Source organism: Paenibacillus xylanexedens (assembly GCF_007680605.1).
Lineage (GTDB): Bacteria > Bacillota > Bacilli > Paenibacillales > Paenibacillaceae > Paenibacillus > Paenibacillus xylanexedens_B.
Window position 1 is genome coordinate 3,255,918 of record NZ_VEIO01000001.1, and the last position, 25,181, is coordinate 3,281,098.

21 protein-coding genes and 1 pseudogene are annotated in these 25,181 nt (G+C 47.3%); 5 read left to right on the forward strand and 17 right to left on the reverse strand.

The features are described 5' to 3' along the window. The first annotated feature begins 42 nt into the window (after window positions 1-42). Window positions 43-1,008 carry an AraC family transcriptional regulator gene (locus FS818_RS14355; protein WP_145332649.1) on the forward strand — a complete coding sequence of 322 codons (966 nt, stop codon included), beginning with the start codon at window positions 43-45 and terminating at the stop codon, window positions 1,006-1,008. A 180-nt stretch (window positions 1,009-1,188) separates the two neighbouring features. On the opposite strand, the gene mgrA is transcribed toward FS818_RS14355, so the two are convergent. The 6 genes from mgrA to FS818_RS14385 form a co-directional block, all read right to left on the reverse strand. Continuing rightward, entirely contained in the window at window positions 1,189-2,205 is a 1,017-nt protein-coding gene (gene mgrA / locus FS818_RS14360; RefSeq protein ID WP_145332650.1) for an L-glyceraldehyde 3-phosphate reductase, read from the reverse strand. A gap of 108 nt (window positions 2,206-2,313) precedes the next feature. Next, window positions 2,314-3,054, reverse strand: coding sequence for an NAD-dependent protein deacylase (locus FS818_RS14365; RefSeq protein WP_145332651.1), 741 nt, complete (start codon window positions 3,052-3,054; stop codon window positions 2,314-2,316). 49 nt (window positions 3,055-3,103) lie between these two features. Then, entirely contained in the window at window positions 3,104-3,871 is a 768-nt protein-coding gene (locus FS818_RS14370) for an HAD family hydrolase (protein WP_145332652.1), read from the reverse strand. Window positions 3,872-3,898: 27 nt separating this feature from the next. Continuing rightward, the gene (locus tag FS818_RS14375) at window positions 3,899-4,669 is read right to left on the reverse strand and encodes an alpha/beta hydrolase (RefSeq protein WP_260989854.1); all 771 of its coding nucleotides are present in this window, start codon (window positions 4,667-4,669) and stop codon (window positions 3,899-3,901) included. Between the two features lie 89 nt (window positions 4,670-4,758). Then, window positions 4,759-5,424: a bifunctional 2-keto-4-hydroxyglutarate aldolase/2-keto-3-deoxy-6-phosphogluconate aldolase gene (locus FS818_RS14380; protein ID WP_090915508.1), complete on the reverse strand. Its 666-nt coding sequence runs from the start codon at window positions 5,422-5,424 to the stop codon at window positions 4,759-4,761. A 90-nt stretch (window positions 5,425-5,514) separates the two neighbouring features. Continuing rightward, complete coding sequence (locus FS818_RS14385) at window positions 5,515-6,480, reverse strand: sugar kinase (protein WP_145332654.1); 966 nt, start codon at window positions 6,478-6,480, stop codon at window positions 5,515-5,517. A 233-nt stretch (window positions 6,481-6,713) separates the two neighbouring features. On the opposite strand from FS818_RS14385, the gene FS818_RS14390 reads away from it, so the two are divergent. From FS818_RS14390 to ilvD, 3 genes and pseudogenes are all read left to right on the forward strand, one after another. Further along, complete coding sequence (locus FS818_RS14390; protein WP_145332655.1) at window positions 6,714-7,754, forward strand: acyltransferase family protein; 1,041 nt, start codon at window positions 6,714-6,716, stop codon at window positions 7,752-7,754. A gap of 120 nt (window positions 7,755-7,874) precedes the next feature. Next, window positions 7,875-8,123 (forward strand): annotated as a pseudogene (locus tag FS818_RS14395) (KGG domain-containing protein); the annotation flags it as partial. Window positions 8,124-8,449: 326 nt separating this feature from the next. Beyond that, window positions 8,450-10,135, forward strand: a complete 1,686-nt coding sequence (gene ilvD, locus FS818_RS14400; RefSeq protein ID WP_145332657.1) for a dihydroxy-acid dehydratase — start codon at window positions 8,450-8,452, stop codon at window positions 10,133-10,135. 207 nt (window positions 10,136-10,342) lie between these two features. On the opposite strand, the gene FS818_RS14405 is transcribed toward ilvD, so the two are convergent. Then, the gene (locus FS818_RS14405) at window positions 10,343-11,764 is read right to left on the reverse strand and encodes a polysaccharide deacetylase family protein (protein WP_145332658.1); all 1,422 of its coding nucleotides are present in this window, start codon (window positions 11,762-11,764) and stop codon (window positions 10,343-10,345) included. A 172-nt stretch (window positions 11,765-11,936) separates the two neighbouring features. Between FS818_RS14405 and FS818_RS14410 the strand changes: the two genes are divergently transcribed. Beyond that, window positions 11,937-13,085 carry an AI-2E family transporter gene (locus FS818_RS14410; protein ID WP_145332659.1) on the forward strand — a complete coding sequence of 383 codons (1,149 nt, stop codon included), beginning with the start codon at window positions 11,937-11,939 and terminating at the stop codon, window positions 13,083-13,085. 33 nt (window positions 13,086-13,118) lie between these two features. Here the strand turns inward: FS818_RS14410 and FS818_RS14415 are convergent, their stop codons facing one another. The 10 genes from FS818_RS14415 to alaS all read right to left on the reverse strand — a co-directional run bounded on the left by FS818_RS14415 (window position 13,119) and on the right by alaS (window position 25,145). Further along, window positions 13,119-14,792, reverse strand: a complete 1,674-nt coding sequence (locus FS818_RS14415) for a peptidoglycan D,D-transpeptidase FtsI family protein (RefSeq protein ID WP_260989877.1) — start codon at window positions 14,790-14,792, stop codon at window positions 13,119-13,121. 245 nt (window positions 14,793-15,037) lie between these two features. Further along, the gene (locus tag FS818_RS14420) at window positions 15,038-17,320 is read right to left on the reverse strand and encodes a methyl-accepting chemotaxis protein (RefSeq protein ID WP_145332660.1); all 2,283 of its coding nucleotides are present in this window, start codon (window positions 17,318-17,320) and stop codon (window positions 15,038-15,040) included. Window positions 17,321-17,559: 239 nt separating this feature from the next. Beyond that, window positions 17,560-18,888, reverse strand: a complete 1,329-nt coding sequence (locus FS818_RS14425; RefSeq protein WP_145332661.1) for a peptidase U32 family protein — start codon at window positions 18,886-18,888, stop codon at window positions 17,560-17,562. A gap of 17 nt (window positions 18,889-18,905) precedes the next feature. Continuing rightward, window positions 18,906-19,835 carry a peptidase U32 family protein gene (locus FS818_RS14430; RefSeq protein WP_145332662.1) on the reverse strand — a complete coding sequence of 310 codons (930 nt, stop codon included), beginning with the start codon at window positions 19,833-19,835 and terminating at the stop codon, window positions 18,906-18,908. Between the two features lie 14 nt (window positions 19,836-19,849). After that, window positions 19,850-20,890, reverse strand: coding sequence for an endolytic transglycosylase MltG (gene mltG / locus FS818_RS14435; protein WP_260984627.1), 1,041 nt, complete (start codon window positions 20,888-20,890; stop codon window positions 19,850-19,852). Window positions 20,891-20,965: 75 nt separating this feature from the next. Continuing rightward, window positions 20,966-21,280: a DUF1292 domain-containing protein gene (locus FS818_RS14440; RefSeq protein ID WP_090915530.1), complete on the reverse strand. Its 315-nt coding sequence runs from the start codon at window positions 21,278-21,280 to the stop codon at window positions 20,966-20,968. After that, window positions 21,281-21,580 carry a DUF1292 domain-containing protein gene (locus FS818_RS14445; protein ID WP_090915532.1) on the reverse strand — a complete coding sequence of 100 codons (300 nt, stop codon included), beginning with the start codon at window positions 21,578-21,580 and terminating at the stop codon, window positions 21,281-21,283. It lies immediately after the preceding gene. Window positions 21,581-21,592: 12 nt separating this feature from the next. Then, entirely contained in the window at window positions 21,593-22,009 is a 417-nt protein-coding gene (gene ruvX / locus FS818_RS14450) for a Holliday junction resolvase RuvX (RefSeq protein ID WP_184186045.1), read from the reverse strand. A 124-nt stretch (window positions 22,010-22,133) separates the two neighbouring features. Further along, window positions 22,134-22,394, reverse strand: coding sequence for an IreB family regulatory phosphoprotein (locus tag FS818_RS14455; protein WP_090915537.1), 261 nt, complete (start codon window positions 22,392-22,394; stop codon window positions 22,134-22,136). 129 nt (window positions 22,395-22,523) lie between these two features. Continuing rightward, window positions 22,524-25,145 (reverse strand): alanine--tRNA ligase, encoded by a 2,622-nt coding sequence (alaS, locus tag FS818_RS14460; protein ID WP_145332663.1) that lies wholly within the window; start codon window positions 25,143-25,145, stop codon window positions 22,524-22,526. Between the last annotated feature and the right edge of the window lie 36 nt (window positions 25,146-25,181).

Below are 25,181 nucleotides of genomic sequence, written 5' to 3' on the forward strand. Positions count from 1 at the left end.
TCTAACGACCGAGGCTCTAATCAACGGAAAGAAGGATTCCACATGAAAGATTCCAAAACAAATCCGGCAGAAACATCCCATAACACAACAGGTTCGTCCAGTTCCAGGCCCTCACAGGAAACAGCGGTAAGCAAAAGCGGAGCACTTAGTTATTCGGTTGCCTCCAATCCCACCTATGATAACCGAGGGGCACTTCATGTCCTGTTTGCCGGTGCAAGCCAGACTCTCCCTGGACATGCACTTGGACCGAAGCTATATGATTATTATCTTTTGCATTATGTAGAAAAAGGAGCCGGTACGTTCCGTACGGAGCTGCACACCTACGATCTCGCCGCAGGCGATTGTTTTTTGATCCATCCGGGACAACTGGTAAGCTACCAGTCCCATGCCCGCAAGCCGTGGCAATACCGCTGGATTGCCTTTACAGGCAGTGAAGCTGCCCAGCACGTTGAACGGGCCGGGTTCAGGCCCGAGAAATCGGTTTTTCATGCCGGTATAGCCTGTGACATATCCAACTGGTTGTCGGTCATGCAAGATGCTTTTGCCGAGCGAAAAGAAAGTGCCCATTATACATCACTCGGTACACTGTATATGATTTTAGCCGAGGCCCAGACCCATCTCTCCGAGGGGCAGACATTAACATCAGGAGAATCCTCCATCCGGCGGACGGTAAAACAGATGATTCAATATATGTCCACTCAATACGCTTACCCCGTATCCATTGAACAAATGTCGGAGAGTCTGGGATATAACCGTGCGTACCTGTCGCGTATTTTCAAACAGGAAACCGGACTCACCCCTGTAACCTATTTGTTGAAACTGCGGATCGACAAGTCACGTCAATTACTGCGGGAACGGCCAGACTTGTCGATTGAACAGGTATCTGCATCTGTCGGTATGCCTGATGCTCTGTATTTTTCTAGGCAATTCAAACGTTTCCATGGTGAAGCCCCCACTCTCTATCGGGAGAAACTGCTTGCGCGTCCGTTACGTTCAAAAGGTACGTAAGATCACTTCTCCACATAAAAGAGAGAACATCACATCGTAAAATAAATGAACAAAAGTACAGAATGACTGACTGAATTTGGCCCACATGTTCAAAATAAAAAGTGCACCTCGCCTTTATGGCTAAGATGCACTTTTTGGTTATGATTTATTTGTAGACGCTCCCCATACACGGCACAGGTTCTAATCTTTGTTTTTATTCGTAGACTCTGGTCGCAAAATGGATTCAATCCGCTCCAGTTCCTCCGCGGAAAACTCCAGCTGACTAAGCGCAGCTACGTTCTCTTCAATCTGAGACGGACGGCTTGCGCCAATTAACGCAGACGTGACTCTTCCATTGCGCAGTACCCATGCCAGTGCAAACTGGGCAAGACTCTGACCACGGGATGCCGCAATCTGATTCAGAGCACGTACCTTACGAAGTGTCTCGGGAGAGATATTATTTTCATTCAGAAATACAGAAGGGCCTTTGGCACGTGAATCTTCCGGAATCCCATTCAAATATTTGTTCGTAAGAACGCCTTGCTCCAATGGACAAAACGCGATACTGCCTGCTCCATACTCATCCAGCACATCCTGGAGCCCATCCTCAATCCAGCGATCCAGCATGGAGTACCTTGGCTGATGAATCAATAGCGGTGTACCTAAGCTTTTCAAAATCTCGGCCGCCTGTTTCGTTTGCTCTGCAGGATAATTGGAGATGCCCACATAAAGTGCCTTGCCTGAACGAACCAGTTGATCAAGTGCCATCATGGTTTCTTCCAGTGGTGTATCTGGATCATAACGGTGTGAATAAAATATATCTACATAATCCAGTCCCATTCGAGTCAGACTCTGATTCAGACTGGAAATCAAGTATTTGCGGGACCCCCACTCACCGTAAGGCCCTGGCCACATATAATATCCCGCTTTGGTGGAGATTATCAGTTCATCCCGGTATGGTTTCAGATCCTGAGCCAGCACCTGACCAAACAGTTGCTCCGCTGAACCTGCAGGTGGGCCATAATTGTTCGCCAAATCAAAATGGGTAATCCCGAGATCAAACGCACGCGTAATCATGTTGCGTCCATTCTCCAGACTGTTAATTCCACCAAAATTATGCCACAGTCCAAGTGAAATCGCTGGCAGCTTCAGGCCCGAACGTCCCACGCGGTTATATTTCATCGTTTCATAGCGAGTATCAGCAGCTACATAGACCATTATGAATCCCTTCTTTCCCCAGGTTCGCGCATCCTGTATCCAAGCCTTAGCCAGAGGATGCCATCATTCCATTCAATCCGTTTACTAAAGCTGGTTCACAACTTTGTATCAACCAATAAGCTGGTCTACACCCTTCATTACCTCGCCAATCGGCTCTGTAATCAACAAGTCTGCCCGGTGATCATAAGCGGTTGGTGTGGCATTCAGCAGAACGGTGTGTTTTCCCTGAAAATACGTAATTAATTGCGCTGCTGGATATACCGTCAGCGAAGTCCCGCCTACAAGCAGTAAATCTGCTGAAGACAAGGCGTCGATGGCATGATACAACGTTGCCTGATCCAGTTCTTCTTCGTACAGGACCACATCTGGCTTGACCACACCTCCGCATGACGAGCAACGGGGTACAACCTCTTTCGATTGCATAATGTCATGTAGCGAATAGAACTGTTTGCAATCCATGCAAGCATTGCGATGAACGGAACCGTGAAGCTCCAGCACATGACTGCTGCCTGCCTTTTGATGCAAACCATCGATGTTTTGCGTAATGACAGCGTGAAGTTTACCCTCCTGCTCCAGCCTGGCAAGTAAACGATGACAACCATTCGGTTCCGCATCGGGATGAAGCATTTTCCCCCGGTAGAAGTCATAAAAAATATCGGCGTGCTGATCAAAAAAATGTCGGCTTAACAGTTCCTCTGGAGGATAAGGGGAGTGTTGCTCCGTCTGGTACAGTCCCGCAGCCGAGCGAAAGTCGGGAATTCCGCTTTCCGTTGAAGTTCCGGCTCCTCCGAAAAAAACAATGCGTGAGCTTTCCTGAATCCAGGCAGCCAGTTGCTCTGTTGCGTTCATCCTCTCTCCTCCTTTGATTTCCCTTATACTTACGAACATAGAGCAGGATCTATAACACAATAGCTAACTCATCATAATGACGAATGACGGCGTCCGCATCATGCAAATGCACACCTTGGTCTACTTGAAGGCAGAACCCCAAAGTATATGCCGCTCCTGCATGGCGTCCCATTTGCATATCCCCGTTGCTGTCCCCAATGACTACAGCCTCATGAGGCTCAACCGTTAATTCCCGGCAAGCCAGCAGGAATGATTCACCATCGGGTTTGCCGCGCGTTACCCGGTCACAGCCTACAATCGAACTGAAAAAGGAACGGATGCCCATCCAGTCCAGATGTGCCTCAGCCGCTGATGTACTGTCGGAAGTCACCACTGCAAGCTGAATGCCTGCTTCCTTACAACGTTGCAGTAAGTCCAGTAATCCAGGCATGGGTTCAGCGGATTTCCGCTCTCTTACAGACTTCATCGCTATGCTCGAAAACTGGCGTATCGTTGTAATGGCTTCGTTCCATGGCGTACTCGCAGCATAGAGCTGCCCTGCCAGCCAGCCGTTACACTCATCTACAGTTGCAATGGCAAGCGGCCCTTGCACATCGTATCCGCTGAGATGGCCTTCCGAATCATGAACCGTACCCAGCACCTGTTCAAGTTCCACGGTAAAAGAGGCATCTCGTTCCCGCATATATGCTTGCATCTGCACAAGCATACTCTCAGCCCATGGGCCCCATAATTGAAGAAACTCCAGCAAAGTGCCATCTTTGTCAAACAGAATTGCCCTGCAGGGAATCTCCTCTCCCTGCACCTGTAGCAAAGCCACTGACCTTCACCTCCGCTGAAAATTAGACTACTTGATGGTATCTAACCAAGATAACAACGTTTTGACCGTCTGCTTCAACTGATCTTCTTCACTAACTGACGGCTCGCCGTCTCCCTTCTGATGACCATAGTCACCAAACTGAGCGTGGTTCCCTCCTTCAACGGTGTAATACACGGTATCTGGTGGCAAATACATGCGTCCTGCCTGATACTTGGTCATATTCACAACGCCATCATTCGTGCCGAGAATGGATAAGGCCGGAATATCCAGCTTCTGCACACTTCCTTTTTCATCCGGATAGGACGCCAGGAAAAAAATGCCGTGAAGGGCATCTGGATGTGCCACTACATATCGTGCAGCCATGGAGCCCCCTAACGAGTGACCACCCATGACGAACTGCTCTTCAGGGTACGCTGCCAAAATATCATCGGCCAGATCGGGTTTGATTACAGCCAAGTTTACCGGCATCTTAGCAATAATGGTATGATGACCAGCTGCAGCGAGCTCGTGAGCAAGAGGAGCATAACTTTCTGGTTTAACTAATCCGCCAGGATAGAAAAGTACACTTTTTCCATTTGCTTTGGGTTTATCCGGCTTAAAATCGATCCAGTTCTCCTGCTCACTGACGGTAACCCCATCAGAAGTTTCCATCGCAGCCTGTGCTGCTTCCTGCGGGCCATAAGGCGTGAGCAACTTCCATGCAACATATCCGCAACCAATAACAATGAGCGCCAAAAGTACGAGCAGAAACTTGCCAATGCCCCTCTTCTTGCGCCCCGTATGATAACGATTTCTCAACATCATTCACCTTTCTGCACTTCCGCAAATTACCGCGGCTTATGGAAGCGGGAGCCTGCTTGCCGCAGGCTCCCTTCCATCTTGAAACATTATTCAGCCTTGGCTTTGCGATAAGCTTCCATATATTGTTCCGCTTTGCGGCGGACATGACTCAAATCTCCCGTCTTCACAGCTTCCGACGTCAGATCAGAGCCGATGCCGACAGCTACTGCTCCACCTTTGATCCACTCACCCAGATTGGACAAAGACACACCGCCTGTTGGCATGAAGTTCGCCTGTGGCATAGGGCCTTTCATCGTTTTGATAATGGATGGATCATACAGGTTGCCAGGGAACAGCTTGATAATATCCACGCCAAGCTCCAGTGCACGCTGCACGTCGGCAATGGTCATCACACCCGGCAAGATCGGCACGCGATACAGATTACACATCTGAACGGTCTCAGGGTTAAGAGATGGTCCTACGACAAACTCGGCACCTGACATAATTGCAGCTCTCGCCGTTTGCGCCTCAAGCACAGTTCCTGCGCCAATAATCGCGAATTTCTCCGGATCTTGCGTATTCCAATGATACACACGGCTTAATTTTTCGATCGCTTTGAGCGCACCCGGAACGGTCATCGTAATTTCGATCACCTTGATCCCACCCGCGATTGCCTGCTCGGCCATCGCAATGACCTGGTCAGCTGAATCTGCGCGCAGAACCGCCACCACACCATTGTCCGTCATCTTTTGCAACAGTTGAAGCTTCTTCATTTCATTCTCTCCCTTGTTCATGTGGTGGTTGTGTATACAAACTTTACATTTTTAAAGAACGAAGATGAGTCATCCTGATTTTAACGCGACTTAACGCTCGACGTGAGCAACATTATTCAGCTTGGCCTCGACTTGTGCCCATGTCGGGAGTGCTTCCCAATCCCCGACGGCCTGAATAACCATTGATCCGTTCAAATTACCAAGCCGGGTCGCTTCCTGCGGAGTGTAGCCTTTTAACAGGCCAGCTAAAAAACCTGCACAGAATCCGTCTCCAGCTCCGACAGTATCAAGAACCTGATCTGCTTTAAAGTACGGAACTTCCGTTAGGGTACCATCCGCAAGTACGTAGGTCAAATCAGGCCCACCCTTAACAATGCACACGGCATCCATGGCAGCCAAGCGTTCAAGCACCTTCTCATCGCTTTCTTCGTTATATAACAGCTTCATCTCATCCAAACCTGGTAAAAAGTAGTCCGCCTGTTCAGCCAAACGTAGTAATACAGGTCGGGCCTTCTCTGCTGACCAAAGCTTCAGGCGCAGATTCGGATCGAAGCTCACTTTCACCCCTGCCTGCTTGGCAATATGTATGGCGGCTTCAACCGTGGCAAGACCTGATTCGCTAATCGCTGCAGTAATACCTGTGACGTGCAAAATCTTGGCCCCGGCAATATATTCCGGATCCAGATTATCCGGTGTCATGGCACTGGCCGCGGATAACTTCCTATAATAATGCACCGAAGCTTTCCCGGAAGCGTTCTCACGAATCATCAGACCTGTAGGTTCATGATCACTTAGTCTGGCCCGGGATACATCCACACCTTCGCCGCGAATAGCTTTTAGAATCATGTTTCCGATCGGATCGTTGCCAAGCCGTCCAAACCAGCCGCTGGTATGTCCAAGGCGTGCTACGCCAATGGCCAGATTGCTCTCGGCACCTCCGAACGTCTTGTCCAGTGTAGCTGCATATTCAAGCCCTCTCGTATCTCTGGCCGTCAGCAACCCCATACTCTCCCCGAATGTAATAATATCAGGGCTTTGAAAGGGACTCGTTGACATATTGCCTTCCTCCTTAATATTGACTACCTCATCTTCTTCTACCATTGTCATCCCGTATGCAACCGTTGTCAATCCCGAAGCATTCTTTTTGTTGTCACATCTTTGAGAAAAGATAACGTTTACTAATGTGAATTAAATCACAATCATTGGAGTGAATCCATATTAACCTTAGTACAGTTGTATATAACGAATGCAGATAAACTTTTAAACGAAGTTTTCGAGGGGGCTACATCATGAGAAAACAGATACTGATTCAGCATGATCAGGAATCTTTCTTTTACAATCTTCGCTTTATGTTAATTGTGTGCGTACTTGCGGGAAATGCACTGGAACCGCTCATTACCCGCTTTGCCGGAGCAGAGGCATTGTTTCTGTGGATTTATACGTTTCATATGCCGCTGTTCGTTTGGGTGACCGGATATTTTGCCAAACCTTCTATCCAGGGTGTCTCGGGGCGCAACGTCCTGAAACAGATTGCACTTCAATATCTTCTGTTCCAAACGTTATATGCATTGATGGATGCGACCGTGTTTCATACACCTCATATGCGCTTATCCTTCTTTGCACCGTACCTGTTGCTATGGTTCCTTGCCAGCCATTTCTGCTGGAGGTTACTTGTCCGGCTCACCATCTCCTGGAAACCTGTATATCGGTTGATTGCTTCAATCGCGCTTGGAGTCATTGCCGGTTACTTGCCTGTCGACGGTTTTTGGCTCAGCTGTAGCCGCACCTTTGTATTTCTGCCATTTTTCGTCATCGGATATGACTATGGTGCAGCCATCCGTGCTCGCCTGCTCCCCGGCTGGGGCCGCAGAGCAGCCGCTATTCTGTCAGTTGCTCTGCTGATCTATATTGCATATGGCGGTTTAAACATTCCGCAAGGATGGCTGTTTGGAAGCAAGACTTATGCTGAACTGGGGCATCAGGAGTGGTATGCCGGGATTTTCCGACTTGGCATATATCTGCTGGAGATCATATCCGCCACGCTTTTCCTTGCCTGGGTTCCGAATTTGACCTCCAAACTGACCGACCTGGGTCGTCGTACATTGTACGTCTTCCTTTTACACGGATTCCTTGTACGGCTTGCGATCTGGTCAGGGATCTACAGTTATATGGGTAGCGCACTCTTCATCCCGGTTATCCTTGGTGTTGCTGTGCTCTTCTCGGTTACTCTGGCCCACCCGCTTGTACGGCATACCTTTAAAGTACTCATTGAGCCGGACATCTCACGGATTTCAATTCATCGACATGGTGTTTTCAAGCGTTCTGCCTGAAGTTTTACTCTTTTCTAATATCCAACCGTTTCCATTTAAGTTGTTTCATACTGGAAAAACTGTGGTAATTCAGCATACACGGTGCAAAAAACAACTTATTATGGTAAGGAGTGATTTGTAATGGCACGAGGGCAGACGTCAGAACGCAAGATGAGCAGGGAAGAAGCCGGACGGTTAGGCGGGAAAGCCACATCGAGAAACCATGACCGGAGCTTCTACCAGACCATTGGTAAAAAAGGTGGTGAAGCGACTTCCGACGCTCATGATGCAGATTTCTACAAGGAAATCGGACGTAAGGGCGGAGAAGCGACTTCTGAAAACCATAGCAAAGAATTTTATCGCGAAATTGGTCGTAAAGGCGGAAGTAGTTAAATTCAGCTTATAAAAGGCGTATACGATTTTGAAGTGAACCTGCTTTGAACTCAATTCAGAAGCCAAACTCCATGTCAATGGAATAGTGGCTTCTTTTCTATATGTCTATTGAATGTAGAAATATGACGATGGTTGTGATAGACTCTATAGAAAAACCGGGTGTTCACGGGTTTAAAGCAGCAAAGAAATTCACAAACTACGGGGAGCCAGACACCAGCCCACGGGTTATTTTTTAGAGTACGGATGAAATTAAACGACAGATGCACTGCCATTTATTTTTCCATTCATGTTGCTCAATATTATAGTTTTGGGGGGAATACACCATGTCAGCCAATAAAATGCGTTCCGATATGATCAAAAAGGGGTTTGACCGCGCACCACACCGGAGTTTGCTCCGTGCAGCGGGCGTAAAAGAAGAGGATTTTGGCAAGCCGTTTATCGCGGTATGTAACTCGTACATCGATATCGTACCTGGTCATGTTCACTTGCAGGAGTTTGGTAAAATTGTTAAAGATGCCATCCGCGAAGCCGGCGGCGTTCCGTTCGAATTCAACACCATCGGGGTTGATGACGGAATTGCGATGGGCCACATCGGTATGCGTTACTCCTTGCCAAGCCGTGACATTATTGCGGATTCCGTAGAAACGGTTGTATCAGCTCACTGGTTCGACGGCATGGTTTGTATCCCGAACTGTGACAAAATCACTCCTGGTATGATGATGGGCGCACTGCGCTGCAACATCCCTACCGTATTTGTAAGTGGTGGCCCGATGAAAGCAGGCCGTGACAGCAACGGTAAAGCCCTCTCCCTCACGTCCGTATTTGAAGGCGTAGGTGCATTCCAGGCTGGTAAAATTGATGATAAAAGCTTGCTTGAGCTTGAGCAATTCGGATGCCCAACTTGCGGCTCCTGCTCCGGTATGTTTACAGCTAACTCCATGAACTGCCTCGCAGAAGCGATGGGCCTGGCTATGCCAGGTAACGGAACCATTCTGGCTGTTGCTCCAGAGCGCCGCGAATTTGTTAAACAATCGGCGAAACAACTGATGGAACTGATCAAACTGGATCTGAAACCACGCGATATCGTAACTGTAGAAGCCATCGACAATGCGTTTGCTCTCGACATGGCGATGGGCGGTTCCACAAATACGGTACTTCACACACTTGCTCTGGCACACGAAGCTGGCATTGAATATCCGATCGAGCGTATCAATGAAGTTGCTAACCGCGTTCCGCATCTGGCGAAACTGGCACCAGCTTCTGACCTGCACATCGAAGATGTTCACAATGCAGGTGGCGTAAGTGCGGTTCTGAATGAATTGCTCAAGAAACCGGGCGCAATTCACGCGGACTGTATTACGGTTACAGGTAAAACGATCCGTGAAAACGTGGAAGGCCAGGAAATCAAAGATACAAACGTAATCCACAAGCTGGACAACCCGCACTCCGAAAAAGGCGGATTGGCTGTATTGTTCGGTAACCTTGCACCAGAAGGTGCAATCATTAAAGTTGGCGCGGTTGACGCTTCGGTTGGCGGATACCACAAAGGTCCTGCGATCTGTTTCGACTCCCAGGAAGAAGCACTCGAAGGTATTGCTAACGGGAAAGTTAAAGAGGGACATGTCGTAGTTATTCGTTATGAAGGACCAAAAGGCGGACCAGGTATGCCTGAAATGCTCGCTCCAACTTCCCAGATCGTAGGTATGGGACTTGGTGCCAAAGTCGGTCTGATTACGGATGGACGGTTCTCCGGTGCATCCCGCGGAATCAGTATCGGCCATATCTCTCCGGAAGCAGCGGAAGGCGGTCCGATTGCCTTTGTTGAAGAAGGAGATATCATCGAACTCGACCTCAACAACCGTACGATTGAGTTGCAAATTAGCGATGAGGAATTCGAAGCTCGTCGTGCGAACTGGAAAGGTTTTGAACCAAAAGTCAAAACCGGCTTGCTGGCTCGCTACTCCAAACTTGTAACCAATGCAAGCAACGGTGGAGTACTGAAAATCTAGTTTGCTTGAAGAAGCCACAAATACTGAAACAAGTATATAAAAACCAAAAGGATGGGCTCTGCCACGCTGGCATAGCCCATCCTTTTTTTGCATCGAAATTGCGTACAAACGCTCTGCTCAGAAAAATTGCAATGTTTAAATGAATAATTAAATTTTTGTATAAGTCCGTTACACCCTTATCAGCGAATTCAGTCCTCATCAATGAATTCAATTCTGTTCCGTCAAAACCTCATTTTCTATAACAAAGGAATCGTCTTCTGCTTGTTCAGTTACACCTGAAGCGACCGTATGATGTTGCTGTCCATAACGTTTCAACAGTTCCTCGACAGGCATCACAATCATTTTAGGCACCAATTGATCTGTACGCTGTTTCAAGCGCTTTTGCCCTGCCGGATGAATAACGCTAAGCAACAGCCTTAGATATAACCTGGTGGCCAAGCTGAACGGGCCTGGTGCCAGCTCTTGCACAGTGAATCCAAATTTTTCAGGACCACGGTTAATCATGCTTACGCCATAGAGTGCCTTTGCCGAACGTAATTCAGGATCTGCAGCAACAACCTGTGCCAGGTCTGGCAGTTGTTGTTCCATCGCACGAATCATACGAATCGCTAAATGCATCGTTGAACGGGATGTAACACCAAGTTCGAATAATGTTTGATTGTCAAAATGTAGCTCTATAATCGGATCTCCGTTCTGCATCACATAACCATGTTCCATCTCAACTCGCGCACCGTGGTACACACGGGAACGAAAATGGAGCATCGTATTTTTAGGTGAAGCGGCCCGCAGATGATATGCCCAGTGAAACAGCTTTTCCCATCCTAACCACAAAGCAACCACGGCACGTTTCCACAGCTTCAGTTTCAAGCGGGTTTCCACTTCCTTCGTTGAAACTCCTGACGACGATTCGGTTATTGTGTTACCATTCATCAACGTGTCCACACGTACACTTTCCAAGCCACGCCGCTCCGCTTCCTGTAGCACGGCCTCCAGCGCCTCAAGCATCTGCTCCGGTGCTTGTGCATCTGCCCCCAAAGTCGTGCCGCGATCATGGAGTAGCATTACCTCTCCGCCCTTTAATTTGTTCAGCATACGTTCTTCCAGCCGCTCCACACCTACGCTGCATTTCCAATCCTCAAACATGGCGGACCAAAGAATAATTTTGCGATCTTTTTTGCTGAAAAAATCAAACAGGTTCATAATGCCCCATGGCGGACGATAATAACAGGTCTTTTCCCCCGTAATTTCTTGAATAATCTGGCCTGTTCGATCGATCTGATCCCGAACCGTTCGTGGACGCATCAACCAGTTTGTTTTGTGAATGTAGTTATGGATTCCGATCAAATGTCCTTCCTCATGCATACGTCTGATTAACTCCGGATGACTTGCAGCATGCTCCCCCACAACAAAAAAAGTTGCCTTCACGTTATACTTACGTAACAGATCAAGCAACCGGGGCGTATAAAAAGGATCAGGCCCATCGTCAAATGTCAGGGCATAGTGCGTCTCGCTTTTCCCTCTCCTGAACACACGAAATCCGAACAGTCTGCTGATCAGACTCGGAATAAAAGCATAAAAAGAGGACAGATACAATAACCACAGTAAAATACTCTGAAGCATCGTTGTCATGATGTTAATTCCCCACTTCTCCTGCTAATTTACGGCCATACGGCACTATCTAAAATAAACCGCCTTTAATTTTATCATAGTTAGTTCTTTTATTAAATGCTGTTTTCTCAAATCCCCACTATCATGTACAATGAATACAATCTAATTTCTGCCTGTAAAGGAGTCTATGCCCATGTTGCCGCTTTATAAAAAGTACGGGCGCACCGTCTTTGATATCGCTCTGCTCGTGTTAACCGTGTATGTGATCATGTTTGCTTTTAGTAAATTGTATCACATCGCCGCACCCGTTTTTCTTTCATTTATTGTCTTTTGGATGATTGAGCCGTTAGCCAAATTCCTTCACCGAAAAGGATTGCCCAAAACAGCTGGAACCGCCATATCCGTATTATTGTTTCTCGGAGTCATTGTGGCTGCCTTTTTCGGTCTAGGCTTTTTTATCATTTCACAAATATCGGATCTTCAGCTCAATTTTCCGGTTTATGTTGAGATGATCCAACGTGAATTCACGAATCTGGTTATGCTCATCCAGGATAAGTCCAATGCTCTTCCTGACGGAATACTGGATAAAGTAAACGAATATTTTGCCACACTGTCCGGGATTCTTTCCCGCTGGGTCACTAGTGGAGCACAATTCATTATCGGTTTTCTAAGCTCATTCTCTACCTTCATTACAAACTTTGGGATCGCGATCATTCTGGCATTTTTCCTCAGTATCGAGATTGAATCCTGGCGTAAGTTTGCTCGTGCCAAAACGCCTAAAACATTAAAAACAGCGAATGAATTTATGCGCACTCACGTGTTCAAAACGATCCGTTCCTATATGAAGGCACAATTGATCATGATGCTTATTACTTTTGTATTGATATATGCGGGGTTGTTGATTCTGGGAACCTCCAATGCCTTTACTATCGCAGCTGTCTGCGCCATCTTTGATCTGGTGCCGTTGCTCGGTGTTCCAGTGATATTTATTCCGTGGATTGTTTATTTGTTTATCGTGGGCAACAGTACACTTGCGATTGGCTTGATTGTGGTTTTGGCTGTGACCATGCTGACGCGGCAACTGTTGGAACCTAAAATTTCAGGAAATTCCATCGGTGTTTCCTCTGCTTATTTGATGCTTTCGTTTATGTTAATTTCCCTGTCGATCTTCGGACTCGCAGGTGTCGTATTATCTCCTGTGCTTCTGATCTTGTTAAAAGAACTTCTACAGCAAGGTTATCTGCAAAAATGGATTCATCTGCCCACAGACGAATTCGAATCGTCACCATTAGTGGTTGATGCTCCTGTCCCTGATGTATCAGAGAGAACAGAACAGCAGTAGATGGCATGCTCGTGATCCTTCCCCGCTGAAAAATCACGAGCACTTGGCCAGATAGTCCATGACTTTGCGAAATAGAGCCTTAGCCTGATGAGAAGCTTCTGGAGAGACATTCTGTACCAACACAGCAACAGCGTATCTCGGCTTCTCTACGGGCCCATATCCTATGAACCATTGGTTGTTTCTGGTGTTTCCTTGTTGTTGTACCTGAGCTGTCCCTGACTTCCCTGCGACGTGCCATCTTGCGTGTTGCAGGGATTTTCCTGTTCCCTCCCGTACTACGGTATTCATCCACCTTAACAGCAGATGAGCTGTGGCCGGAGAAATCTGTCCTTCTGCTGAAGGAGATTCATGTAAAGGCATGTCCAGCATCGTACCTCCATCCGCGTACCTGATTCGTTGCACCAGCCGAGGGGCGTTTACTTTTCCATCATGCAATAATGTCACGATCAGGTTTGCTGCTTGTAGCGGAGTGACCAGAACATCCCGCTGTCCAATGGCTGTTTGAATTTTGGCTCCTTCGTCTGCAGACTCTACAGCATTGGTTCGAATGCGTCCAGATTCTTCATGGTCAAAATGTTTTAATACCGGCATCCCCGCGATATGTTGTGCTTGCCAGCCGACAGAACGTGCAAGCCCCAGGCGATCAGCAGTTTGTTCCAATTGCTCCATGTGCAGTCTACGTGCAGTTTCAGCGAACACAATGTTACATGACTCCGCGAATCCCTTTTCTAAATTCAATTCGCCATGTCCATGCTCCTTCCAGCAGGAAAGACCATATTTTCCATAAGCTCCTTCGCAGTGGAACTTCTCATCACGAGAAACAACCTGATTTTCCAGGGCTGCTGCAGCCGTTACGATTTTGAAAATAGAGCCGGGTACAGCCGCCTGTATCGCTCGATTCCCCCAGGAGGAGTGCAGTGGATCAACATGTTGCGGTTGATAAAAGGGACGTGATACCATTGCGCGTACATCTGCATTTGCAGTATCAAGAACCACTATGGCTCCTTCCTTCAGCCCGGCTGCTTCTGATAATTCTTCGATGCCTTGCTGTATACGTGCATCAATCGTGGTTTCCACCACTAATGGATAGTGCGAATTCCTAGGAGCAACTACGCGCGGCTCCATCTCTGGAATGACCTGCCCATTCCCTGATACCATACGAGTTATTAACGTTGGGCCTATACCTCTTAGCAACGGCTCCAGCGTTCTTTCCAGTCCAGATGCTCCCGATTTCATGGCAAAAGGCTGTTTTACTTCATCTTGATGTCTGCTAAGCTTCCCATCATCTTTGGGAGATTCATTGAGATAACCCAGCCACTGGCTTCCACTAGCCTCTGGGAAATACCTCGTCATAACAGGGTACACATCAGCTCCTTGGAGGTGCAGGTTCCGTACATTAACAACTTGGGCATCCGTTAATAAAATAGGCTCTGAACCGCCTCCGGTCCAAAGATGTGGCGTTTCCTCCTTATGCCATTCCCTTTTTAACTGGTTCACATCTGTATGAAGGAAGGAGGACAGTTGTTTGAGCTTGAGATCATGCTCACTTTTCCCACTGGATGGATAAAGCACAAGCCCCCATTGCAGCTTCCCTGTTAATAGACGCCCGTGGACATCCGTAAACTGCCCACGGCCTGAATCCAGCATCACACCCTGTTCACGTTGCAGCACCGACATCTCCCGCACGGTTCGCTGAAACCCGGGCATCGTTCGGTTCACTTGAACCATTTGAATCCAGCCAAGTCTCAGCACCAACACTGCGAAGAGAATAGTAAGTCCGGCGCTTATTATGGCTATACGACGTTTCCGCACCAGTTGCAACTGCACACCTGTTCCACCCTCACCGTTTTCGTGTATTATGCGCTGCCCTGTCTGGAATTATCCGGAAAACAAACGAACCTGCCTCGAAAAGGCAGGTTCGTTTGTAATTCGTAGCTAGCTTTTTCTGCTGGTTACACAGTAAAACGTGAGAGCGTTTCTTTTAATTCCGTCGATACATTCTCCAGCTTGCCAGAAAGGCTGACGAGTTGATTACTGATGTTTTGCTGTTCACTGCTCAAGGAAGCCACTTCCTCTGAAGTTGCCGAGGATTCTTCAGCAACAGCGCTGACATTGCTCATCGCTTCAGACAACGTTGCTTGAGATTTGCTCAATTCTCCAATGGAGCCTGTGACCATACCCAGACGTTGCACGAAAGCACCCATCTGTTCCTGTACAGAAGCAAAGATCACATTGGTATCTTTGACAGCATCCATCTGTTCCTTAAACAAAGGATATGCATCGGACAGAGCTTTTACCGTTTCGTTCATCTCTGACATGATTTTGTCGGTAATTTCCCCAACCATATCAATGGACTGTCTGGATTGGGCAGCGAGTTGACGCACTTCATCCGCTACGACCATAAAACCACGGCCAGCTGCACCAGCCCGCGCTGCTTCAATCGTTGCATTCAGAGACAAAATGTTGGTCTGCTTCGTAATATTTTGCATAACATCCAGCACTTTTAATACAGAGGATGTGCTCTCTTTTAACGAATCAACTTTGTTAACCAACGCTCCAATCATTTCTTCGGTCTTCTGCGTTTTGGTCATCAACTGATTCAGATGCTGAGTTCCCGTTTGACTGGATTTCTCCACATGACGGGCAGAACTGCCCATCTCTTCATTGGCTGCAATCACACTTTCCATCTGACGAGAGATATTATCCGTCAACTCATTGCCTCGTTCCGCTTCCGTTGCCAGACTACCTGCACCACCAGCAATTTCTTCGGTAGCTACAGCAATTTCGGAAGCAGATACAGCTGTTTTCTTCGAAGCATTGCTCAGTTCTGAAGCTGTATCCAATACTTCCTGTGCAGAACGATTGGTCTGCTCGACCAGCTTCGTAATTTGTTCCATCATCGTATTAAATGCAGCGGATAGCTGTCCAATCTCATCTTGGGAACTATACGGAGTGCGCACTTTCAGATTTCCTTTTGCACCCTCTTGCATCAGATCTTTCAATCCGCTGAGCGGACGAGCAATCATACGAACCATCCAGACGCCGATGACCACAGCAAGGGCTGCAAATGCAAGTGCCATCCACAAGGTCATTGTCAAGATGCCTTTGGCATCCTTAACCAGCATTGAAGTGGGAACCATACCCACCATCTTCCACGCAGATGAATCCAGCGTACTGTATACAGCCAGCATATTCGTCGATTTGCCATCGATATCATATTCGGTATTTGTACTTCCTGCAGGCTCTTTCAAATCTTTCACAAAGGCAAGTTCCGTTTCTTTTCCTGCACGTCCCGCCATAGACGAAGCAACGACTTTGTTATCCGGAGCAATCAATTGAATGACCGAGCCTGCCCCCAGATCCAGTGATTTCAGTTGCTCCTCCAGCACTTCCAGTTTCAACTCAATAATCAGTACATAAGACTGTGTTGTCCCTTGCAGGTTCTTCATCGAACGTGCAATTCGGAAAGTCTGTGTTGTGCCATCGGTCTTCTCTTGTGTCGGGAGCCAGCGGTATCCACCCTGTGCTACGAGGTCCGTATACCATGATTCCTGACGCACGCTTCCCATCGTTGAACTGCTGTTCCCTGTGCCCATAACCGATTTAGATTCATCTGTCGGCACCAAATAAATCGCTTCCATGGATTTGTTTGTAAAAGCTACATTCGATAACTGTTTATTAATTGAACTCGAATTGACGAACGTATCATATGCCGTCAGATTCGGATCTGACATTTTCTGAAGCAAAGACTGCATCTCTGGATCAAAGAAGATCTGTGTAGACGTATCCACAAAACGCTCCAAAATGATATCCAGCTTCTGCTTGGTTTGATCAATCGTCTCCTGATTTGCTCTGGATGCATTAGCCTCGATCGTATTTTTAGCCTTGGAATAGGATAATAGGCCTAAACTAATAACAACAATCATAATGGCTGCAAAAAAGATTAAAAATAGTTTAACCCCTACAGATTTGACCGGATTAACTTTCCTAATCTGTTTGAATGAACTTCCTCCAAGCCCTTTCCAATCCCGATTCTTCAGTTGTTTCTTCAACCAATCCACTCTGATCCAGTCAAACCTGATCTTACTTCGATCAAATTTGAAAGGCTTTTTATGTATCCCTTCTTTTTTGATTTTGACCGGTTTAACTTTCTTTACATTCTGTGTCTTATCAGGCTTAGCCTGCTCGGGTTGTGTGCTGTGTTCCCCACTGTCTTTATCCTTCTTTTGTACCATCCCAATCACCTGCCAGTAATTTTCTTGTTAGATTTTTCAATCTCTCCCCTATAAATATGTAGTATTCGACAGCTTTCCTGCTTTCCCTCCAATTCCTCAGAAATATATTACAACTTTTTTCCTATTTTTCTATAAAAAAAAGACCCCCATATACCGATATACGGAGGTCTATTTCTGTACTTTATAACACAAATTTGTGATTTGTTAACATTATTTTGTTACAAAATAGGAATATAAGCCTACTTCTTTTTCCGCATCATGTCAAAATAAGAAACTGGCTGATCTACTTTCATTTTCACCAGTTGCAACGGATGTCTGGCAGCATCGAGAACATTGCCTTGTTCATCCTGAATTTCTCCTACCACTTGTTTGAAAAAAGTACCATTGGGACCGAAGAACTCGATTTCATTTCCCGGCTTAAAGTGATTCCGTTGCTGAATGGTCGCCATGCCTGTTTCTTCATCATAACCCATAACCAGACCAGCAAAGTCGTAAGGCACTGCTTTCTCTTCCGGCTCATAGATATGATCTTCATGATCAGGGGTGTCGTAGAAGAAACCGGTATTCAGCGGACGATTCGCCGCTTTATTCATTTCTTCCACCCACTCCGGTTTCAACACATAATTTTCTGGATCAGCCATGTAAGCATCAATGGCCTGACGATATACGTTAACAACAGTCGCAACGTAGTGAATCGACTTCATTCGTCCTTCAATTTTGAAGCTGTCCACACCCACATCAATCAATTCCGGGATATGACCAATCATGCACAAATCTTTCGAACCCATGGAGAAGGAATTATCCTGTTCCTGAAAAAGCGGCAACTGATTATCTCCCAGTTTAAACGGTGCAGGAGCCTTCATCTGCATTTCCTCTTCGCTTACCCAGACCGTATCTTCTCTCGCATCCTCGAACAGATCATACTTCCAGCGGCAAGACTGACAGCAGCCTCCACGGTTAGAGTCACGGTCTGTAAAGTGATTGGACAATACACAACGGCCCGAATAGGAAGAACACATCGCTCCGTGAATGAAGGCCTCAATCTCGATATCGACATTTGCCTTGATCTCTTCAATCTCTTCAAAGCTTGTCTCACGGCCAAGCACAACCCGCGGCAGTCCTTCGTCCTTCCAGAACTTCACGGCTTGCCAGTTCAAAGTGGACTGTTGTGTGCTAAGATGCACTTCCAAGCCCGGTACTGCACGCAAAGCCACTTCAATGATGGCCGGATCGGCAACAATAACCGCGGAGATGCCTGCATCATACAGGTTCTGCAAGTATGCTTCAATGCCTGCCACATCTTCGTTATGGGCATAGATATTCGTTGCTACGAATACTTTAGCTCCATATTTTTTCGCGAATTCCACACCTTCACGCATTTCTTCAAAACTGAAGTTATCCGCGTTCGAACGTAGCCCATAAGCCTGTCCGCCGATATATACGGCGTCAGCCCCATAGTGAATCGCAAATTTTAATTTTTCCAGATTTCCCGCCGGAGCCAAGAGCTCCGGTTTATCCAGACGGTTACGTTTACCGGAAAACTTCCGCTTGACCGCCACTGTTTCCATCTTGTTCACCTCGTCTATTAATACACTTGTTCTTTATAGAAAAATCCAAATGACAATTCCCGCTCAGGGTCCTGCAGCTCGCGAACCTCACGTAACCATTCTTCGTCGTATGCATACGCCTCCGCGTCTGCTTCATACAGATCTATCGCCTTACGATAAGCACGAACAACTGCTTCGTTGTAAGCAAGAGACTTCAGTATCCCCTCTACCTTGAAGCTGTGCACACCTGCTTCCATCATCAGATGAAGATCTTCCAGAATGCAGATGTCCTCTGAACTCATAATATGCGTTCCATTGATGTCCTCATAAATCGGAAACTTCTCATCCCGTCGCTCGGCTTCAATCAGGAACAATCCGCGTTCCTTACCGAGATGCCCCTCCACTGGACGTCCTTGATGAGCCATGTAACTCTGAACCAGGCTTCGCTTGGAGTGATAAATATTAGTCATGCCATGAACCTGCACCTGTGCCTCCACTTTTAAAAATGGAACCATCTCCGTGATTTCGTCCATGTTCAACTCACGGGCAAGGACAACGCGGCTGGCCCCCTTGGTTCCCCAGTAGTTGGCCGTTGCATAGTTTGTCGACGTCATCTCTGCGTTCCAATGCAAATGAATATGCGGTGCATGTTCCTTAATCGCAGCCAGTACAGATGGATCATTGAACTCGACCGCATGCACGCCAATTCGGCCCAACGCTTGCACATAGTCAGGCAATTCTTTCAATAATTCATTCGACATCAGGTTGTTCATAGAAACAATAATCCGAGCCTCGTGTTTGGTAGCCATGGCCACCACTTCTGCAGTCTCTTCCAGGCTAAAACTGCCTGGCAGACGCATGCCAAAGCGATCATCTCCAATTAACAAAGCGTCCGCTCCGGCTTGAAGCAACGCTTCTGCTTCTGTTACATTTGCTACTGTCACGAGCAGTTCATGTTTTGTACTCATCTAATCCCCTCCGCTTATTGCGCAGCCTTACTTTTGGCTATATTTCGCTGATGTTCCTTGTATGTCTTGGCAAACAGATGCCCTGAAGTTCCATCCTTTTTCGTCACATAAAACAGATACTCCGAAGCTTCCGGATTCAACGCTGCCTTAATCGACGAAAGACTCGGACTAGCAATCGGGCCTGGTGGCAAACCTTTGTTCAAATACGTATTGTACGGGCTTTGTACCTTTAAATCCTTGAACAATAGCCTTGCCTTCGGTTTATCAAGCAAATACTGTACCGTTGCATCAATCTCCAGCTTCATATCGTCTTTGATCCGATTATAGATTACACCCGCTACCAATGCACGTTCCTGATCTACGACAACTTCCCGTTCCACCAGCGATGCAATCGTCAGAAGTTCATGCAACGAAAGTTTCTTTTCATCAAGCTTCGCTTGCAAATCTGGAATAGAATTCACTTTCGTCTGAAACTCTTCCAGCATTCGCTGCATCACATCATGAGTACTGCTGCCTTTTTTCATTTCGTAGGTTTCCGGGAAGAGATAACCTTCCAGCACATATCTCAATTCTTCATCCACCGGGATACTTTTGATGATATCCACATTGAAGGCTGAAGGATCATTCGCCAGCTTAAGGAACTCCTTCTTATCCACAATGTCCTCAGCCGAAAGCTTGTCCGCCATCTGCAATACGGTGTAGCCTTCCGGGATCGTAAACTTCACCATCTCCTCAGGGACAACCTCGCCGCTGCTCAGTTTGTGAATGATCTCATCGTACGTTACACCCGGATTCATGGCATATTTTCCCGCCATAAAATTACTGCCCAGTTTCTTCCACTTTAGATAACCTTTGAAGACCAGACTGTTTCGAATAAGTCCTTCCTGCTGCAACTGATCCGCAATTGCGGATATGCCCGAACCGCTCTTGATTTCAAATACAACTGGTTCGGAAGAAGCTTCCACTGGACGCATCATGTTCCATACATAACCGCCAGCTCCTCCTGCCAGAATGAGCAGTACGAGTAGCAAGATGCCTATGACTTTGCCTTTCAACAGAGATACAACTCCTTTACACAACCAAAAAGAGCGGACTTCTCCGCCCTTCCGGTTTTTTCAATTTGAAGCTGGTTAATCCTCGTCAATCGGGAGTGTACATTCATCATAAAGCTCTGAAATACTCTCCCACTCATCGTCATCATCAATCGTAACTAACTCCGGCATGATCTGGTCTTCGCTACCAGGTACAACCCTTAGCAGTTCAACCTCGTCATACGGACGCAATGAACTGCGGAGCACCGCGTACTGCTGCCCATGTACCTCAAATTCAGCGAGCAGTTCATACGGATGTGATTTACCGTTCTCTTCCTCGAGCTCCACATGAGCACCGAATGCCAGACGCAGCGAATCTGTCCATTTCAGGTCCTTGCGATTATATTCCGTCATTTAGTTCGCTTCCTCTTCATCTTCAGCAAGAAATGTATTAAAGGTCTCCTCGACGATGTCCCACTCGGCATCATCTTGGATCACAAAAAGTTTGATATCATCGCCATCTTCTTCATAACGGAATGCATACACATCCGTCTCGCCATCTTCAGGTTCAACCGGAGCAACCATCATATACTTGGCCTCCGAACCGTCCACTTCGAATTTCATGATGACTTCGAATTCCTCTTCGTTACCCTCATCATCTGCAATGTAAATGATCTCAGCTTCTTCTTCCATACCCAGTTGATCTTCAGCCATTGTTGATCCCCCTCACCTTGTACTATTGGCATCCAAATAATTTTGCAAAATCAGGCTAGCGGCCATTTTGTCCACGACCTGTTTGCGTTTTTTGCGACTGACATCCGCTTCGATCAGCGTACGTTCTGCTGCCATCGTTGTCAGCCGTTCATCCCAAAGGTGAACAGGTAAATTCAGTTCGCCCCGCAGGCGTTCAGCAAACGCAATGCATAGTTCACCACGTGGTCCTACGGTGCCGTTCATGTTTTTGGGGAGCCCCACCACAATTTCGCTGATCTCATGCTCACGCACTAATTCAGCAATTCGTGTGAACTCGCCTTCATCCCGGCGGCGTTCAAGCACTTCCAATCCCTGGGCAGTCCAACCGAAGGCGTCACTGACAGCAACTCCGATTCTGCGGTCCCCATAGTCCAAACCTAATTTTTTCATCATGCTCTCCCATCCTGAGTCTGTTCAGAACGATATACAATCGTCAGCTTAGACTTCAGTCTGTCTTCTGTCGGTTCATTATCCGTTTGCCTGCACGGCTGCAGACAAACGGAAGTGGCGTATATTACCGGTGATTGGCCAGATAAGATCGAACAAGCTCTTCAATCAGCTCGTCGCGCTCCTTTTTCCGGACCAGACTGCGTGCGTTGTTGTGACGCGGAATATACGCGGGGTCGCCGGATATCAGATATCCAACGATCTGGTTAATGGGATTATACTCTTTATCGACCAGCGCGTCATATACCGTGAGAAGAATCTCTTGCGAAGATGCCTCCTGTTCGTCACCTTTCACATTAAATTTAACCGTCTTATCCATGGAGTCCATTGATGACACCTCGCTCCTGCATGAACATGGGGACCATGTCCTGCCGAATTGATTTCTGTTTATATAATAACATATTCTGACTGCCACAAGTACACAAAGGATAAGGCAATTGTGTTTTTTGCTTGTCCTTTACTGGCTGACGATGGAAATCGCCAGTTTCAATGCTTCATCCAGCTTACTTGCGTCCTTGCCTCCGGCCTGAGCCATATCCGGACGTCCGCCGCCGCCGCCGCCGCATACTGCAGCAACTTCCTTCACAATCTTACCGGCATGCAGACCTTGTTTCACCTGCTCGGCAGGTACTGCAACTACAAAATTCACTTTGCCATCCGCCGGCGCACCGAGTACGAGAACGGCATCTGGCAGTTTTACTTTCAGCTCATCCGCAACGGTACGAAGTGCATCCATATTCGGTGCATCTACACGAGCGGCCAGCAATTGGGTATTACCTGCTTGTACCACTTGATCCGTCAACTGACCTGCTTCCATCGCACTGAGTTTACTTTGCAGCGATTCAGTCTCTCTCGCAGCTTCTTTCAGTTGCTGATTCAGACCTTCGATACGCTTCGGAACATCTGTTACATTCGCTTTAAGAAGGTTTGCGGACTGTTTGAGCAGTTCCAACTGGCTTTCCACATACAAATATGCACCGCGGCCTGTCACAGCTTCAATCCGGCGCACACCGGAGCCGATTCCACTTTCGCTGACCAGTTTGAAAATTCCAATCTCTGAAGTATTATTTACGTGACAGCCGCCACAAAGTTCCAAACTGTAATCTCCAATTTGCACGACGCGCACAATATCTCCATATTTTTCGCCGAAAAGAGCCATAGCTCCCATTTCCTTCGCTTCATCGATGCCTTTGAGCTCAATGTTTACGTTCAGACGATTCCAGATCTGCTCATTCACTTGACGTTCAATTTCAGTCAACTCTTCCGGAGTAATACTGCCGAAGTGAGAGAAGTCAAAACGTAGACGCTGTGGTTCCACAAGGGAACCAGCCTGATTGACATGCGTACCGAGCACATCTTTCAATGCTTTGTGGAGCAAGTGTGTTGCCGTATGGTTTTTAATGATATCGCCGCGTTTGGTTGCGTCCACTTCTGCTTGAATGACATCGCCCACACGAAGCTCACCGGACTTAATCGTCACCACATGCACGTGCTGTCCTTGCGGAGCCTTGAACAGACCTTGAACAGTTGCTACAGCACTTGCACTACGAAGCACGCCTTGGTCACTGACTTGACCGCCACTTTCTGCATAAAATGGCGTTTGATCCAGAATAACCTGAGCAGTCTGTCCTTCTCCTACAGAGTCTGCAAGAGCATCTCCGGTAACAATGGCTACCACTTTTGCTTCCGTCAAAAGGTCAGTATATCCAACAAACTCGCTTTTAACCTCCAGGTCAGCCAGCGGTCCACCTTGAATCTTCATGCTTTCGTTCTCTTGACGCCCTGCACGCGCACGATCACGTTGCTCTTGCATGGATGCATCGAAGCCATCACGATCTACGGTCAGACCATGTTCCGACGCATAATCCTCAGTCAGGTCAAACGGGAATCCGTACGTATCGTATAGTTTGAATGCTTCTGGTCCGCTAATCACTGTACGTCCTTCGGATTTGGCTGCAGCACTGATATCTGCCAGAATGGAAAGTCCGTCTGACAACGTTTCGTGGAAACGTTCTTCCTCGGTTTTGATCACTTTGGCAATAAATTCTTGCTTCTCTACCACTTCAGGATAGTACATGCCCATCACTTCACCAACAGTCGTTGTCAGCTCATACAGGAACGGACGATCCAGGCCCAATACTTTACCGTAACGAACGGCACGGCGCAACAAACGGCGAATGACATATCCGCGGCCTTCATTGCTTGGCAGTACGCCATCACCTACAGCAAATGCCACGGTACGGATATGATCGGCAATGACTTTGAGCGCAACATCAATCTCAACGCTATCATTATATTTAACGCCTGCCAGTGCAGCCGTTTTCTGAATCATCGGTTGGAACAGATCGGTGTCAAAGTTGGAATCTACATTTTGCAGAATGGATGCAAAACGCTCCAGCCCTGCACCTGTATCAATGTTTTTGTTCGGAAGAGGTGTGTAGCTGCCGTCTTTGTTATGGTTGAATTGCGAGAATACAAGGTTCCACACTTCCAGATAACGCTCGTTCTCTCCACCTGGATACATTTCAGGATCGTTCATATCGTTACCGTAAGCTTCCCCACGGTCATAGAAGATTTCAGTACAAGGTCCACATGGGCCTTCGCCGATATCCCAGAAGTTTTCGTCTAACTTGATGATGCGTTCAGCCGGCAGTCCGATTTTTTCATTCCACAGCTTGAAGGCTTCTTCATCTTCCGGGTATACGGTAACGGACAGGCGATCCGGATCAAATCCGATCCACTCTTTGCTCGTTAGGAATTCCCAAGCCCAAGTCACCGTTTCTTCCTTGAAGTAATCACCGATGGAGAAGTTACCAAGCATTTCAAAGAACGTATGGTGACGGCGCGTTTTGCCGACATTCTCGATATCGTTGGTACGGATACATTTTTGCGAGTTTGCCAGACGTGGGTTCTCCGGCTTCTCCCGTCCGTCAAAGTATGGTTTCAGCGGTGCCATACCTGCGTTAATCCACAGCAGGGAAGGATCATTGTGTGGTACAAGCGACGCGCTTGGTTCAATTTTGTGGCCTTTACTTGCAAAAAACTGGATCCATTTGGATCGGATTTCACTAGCTTTCATACTGGTTGCCCCCATCAGATTATAAGTTCCGCAGCG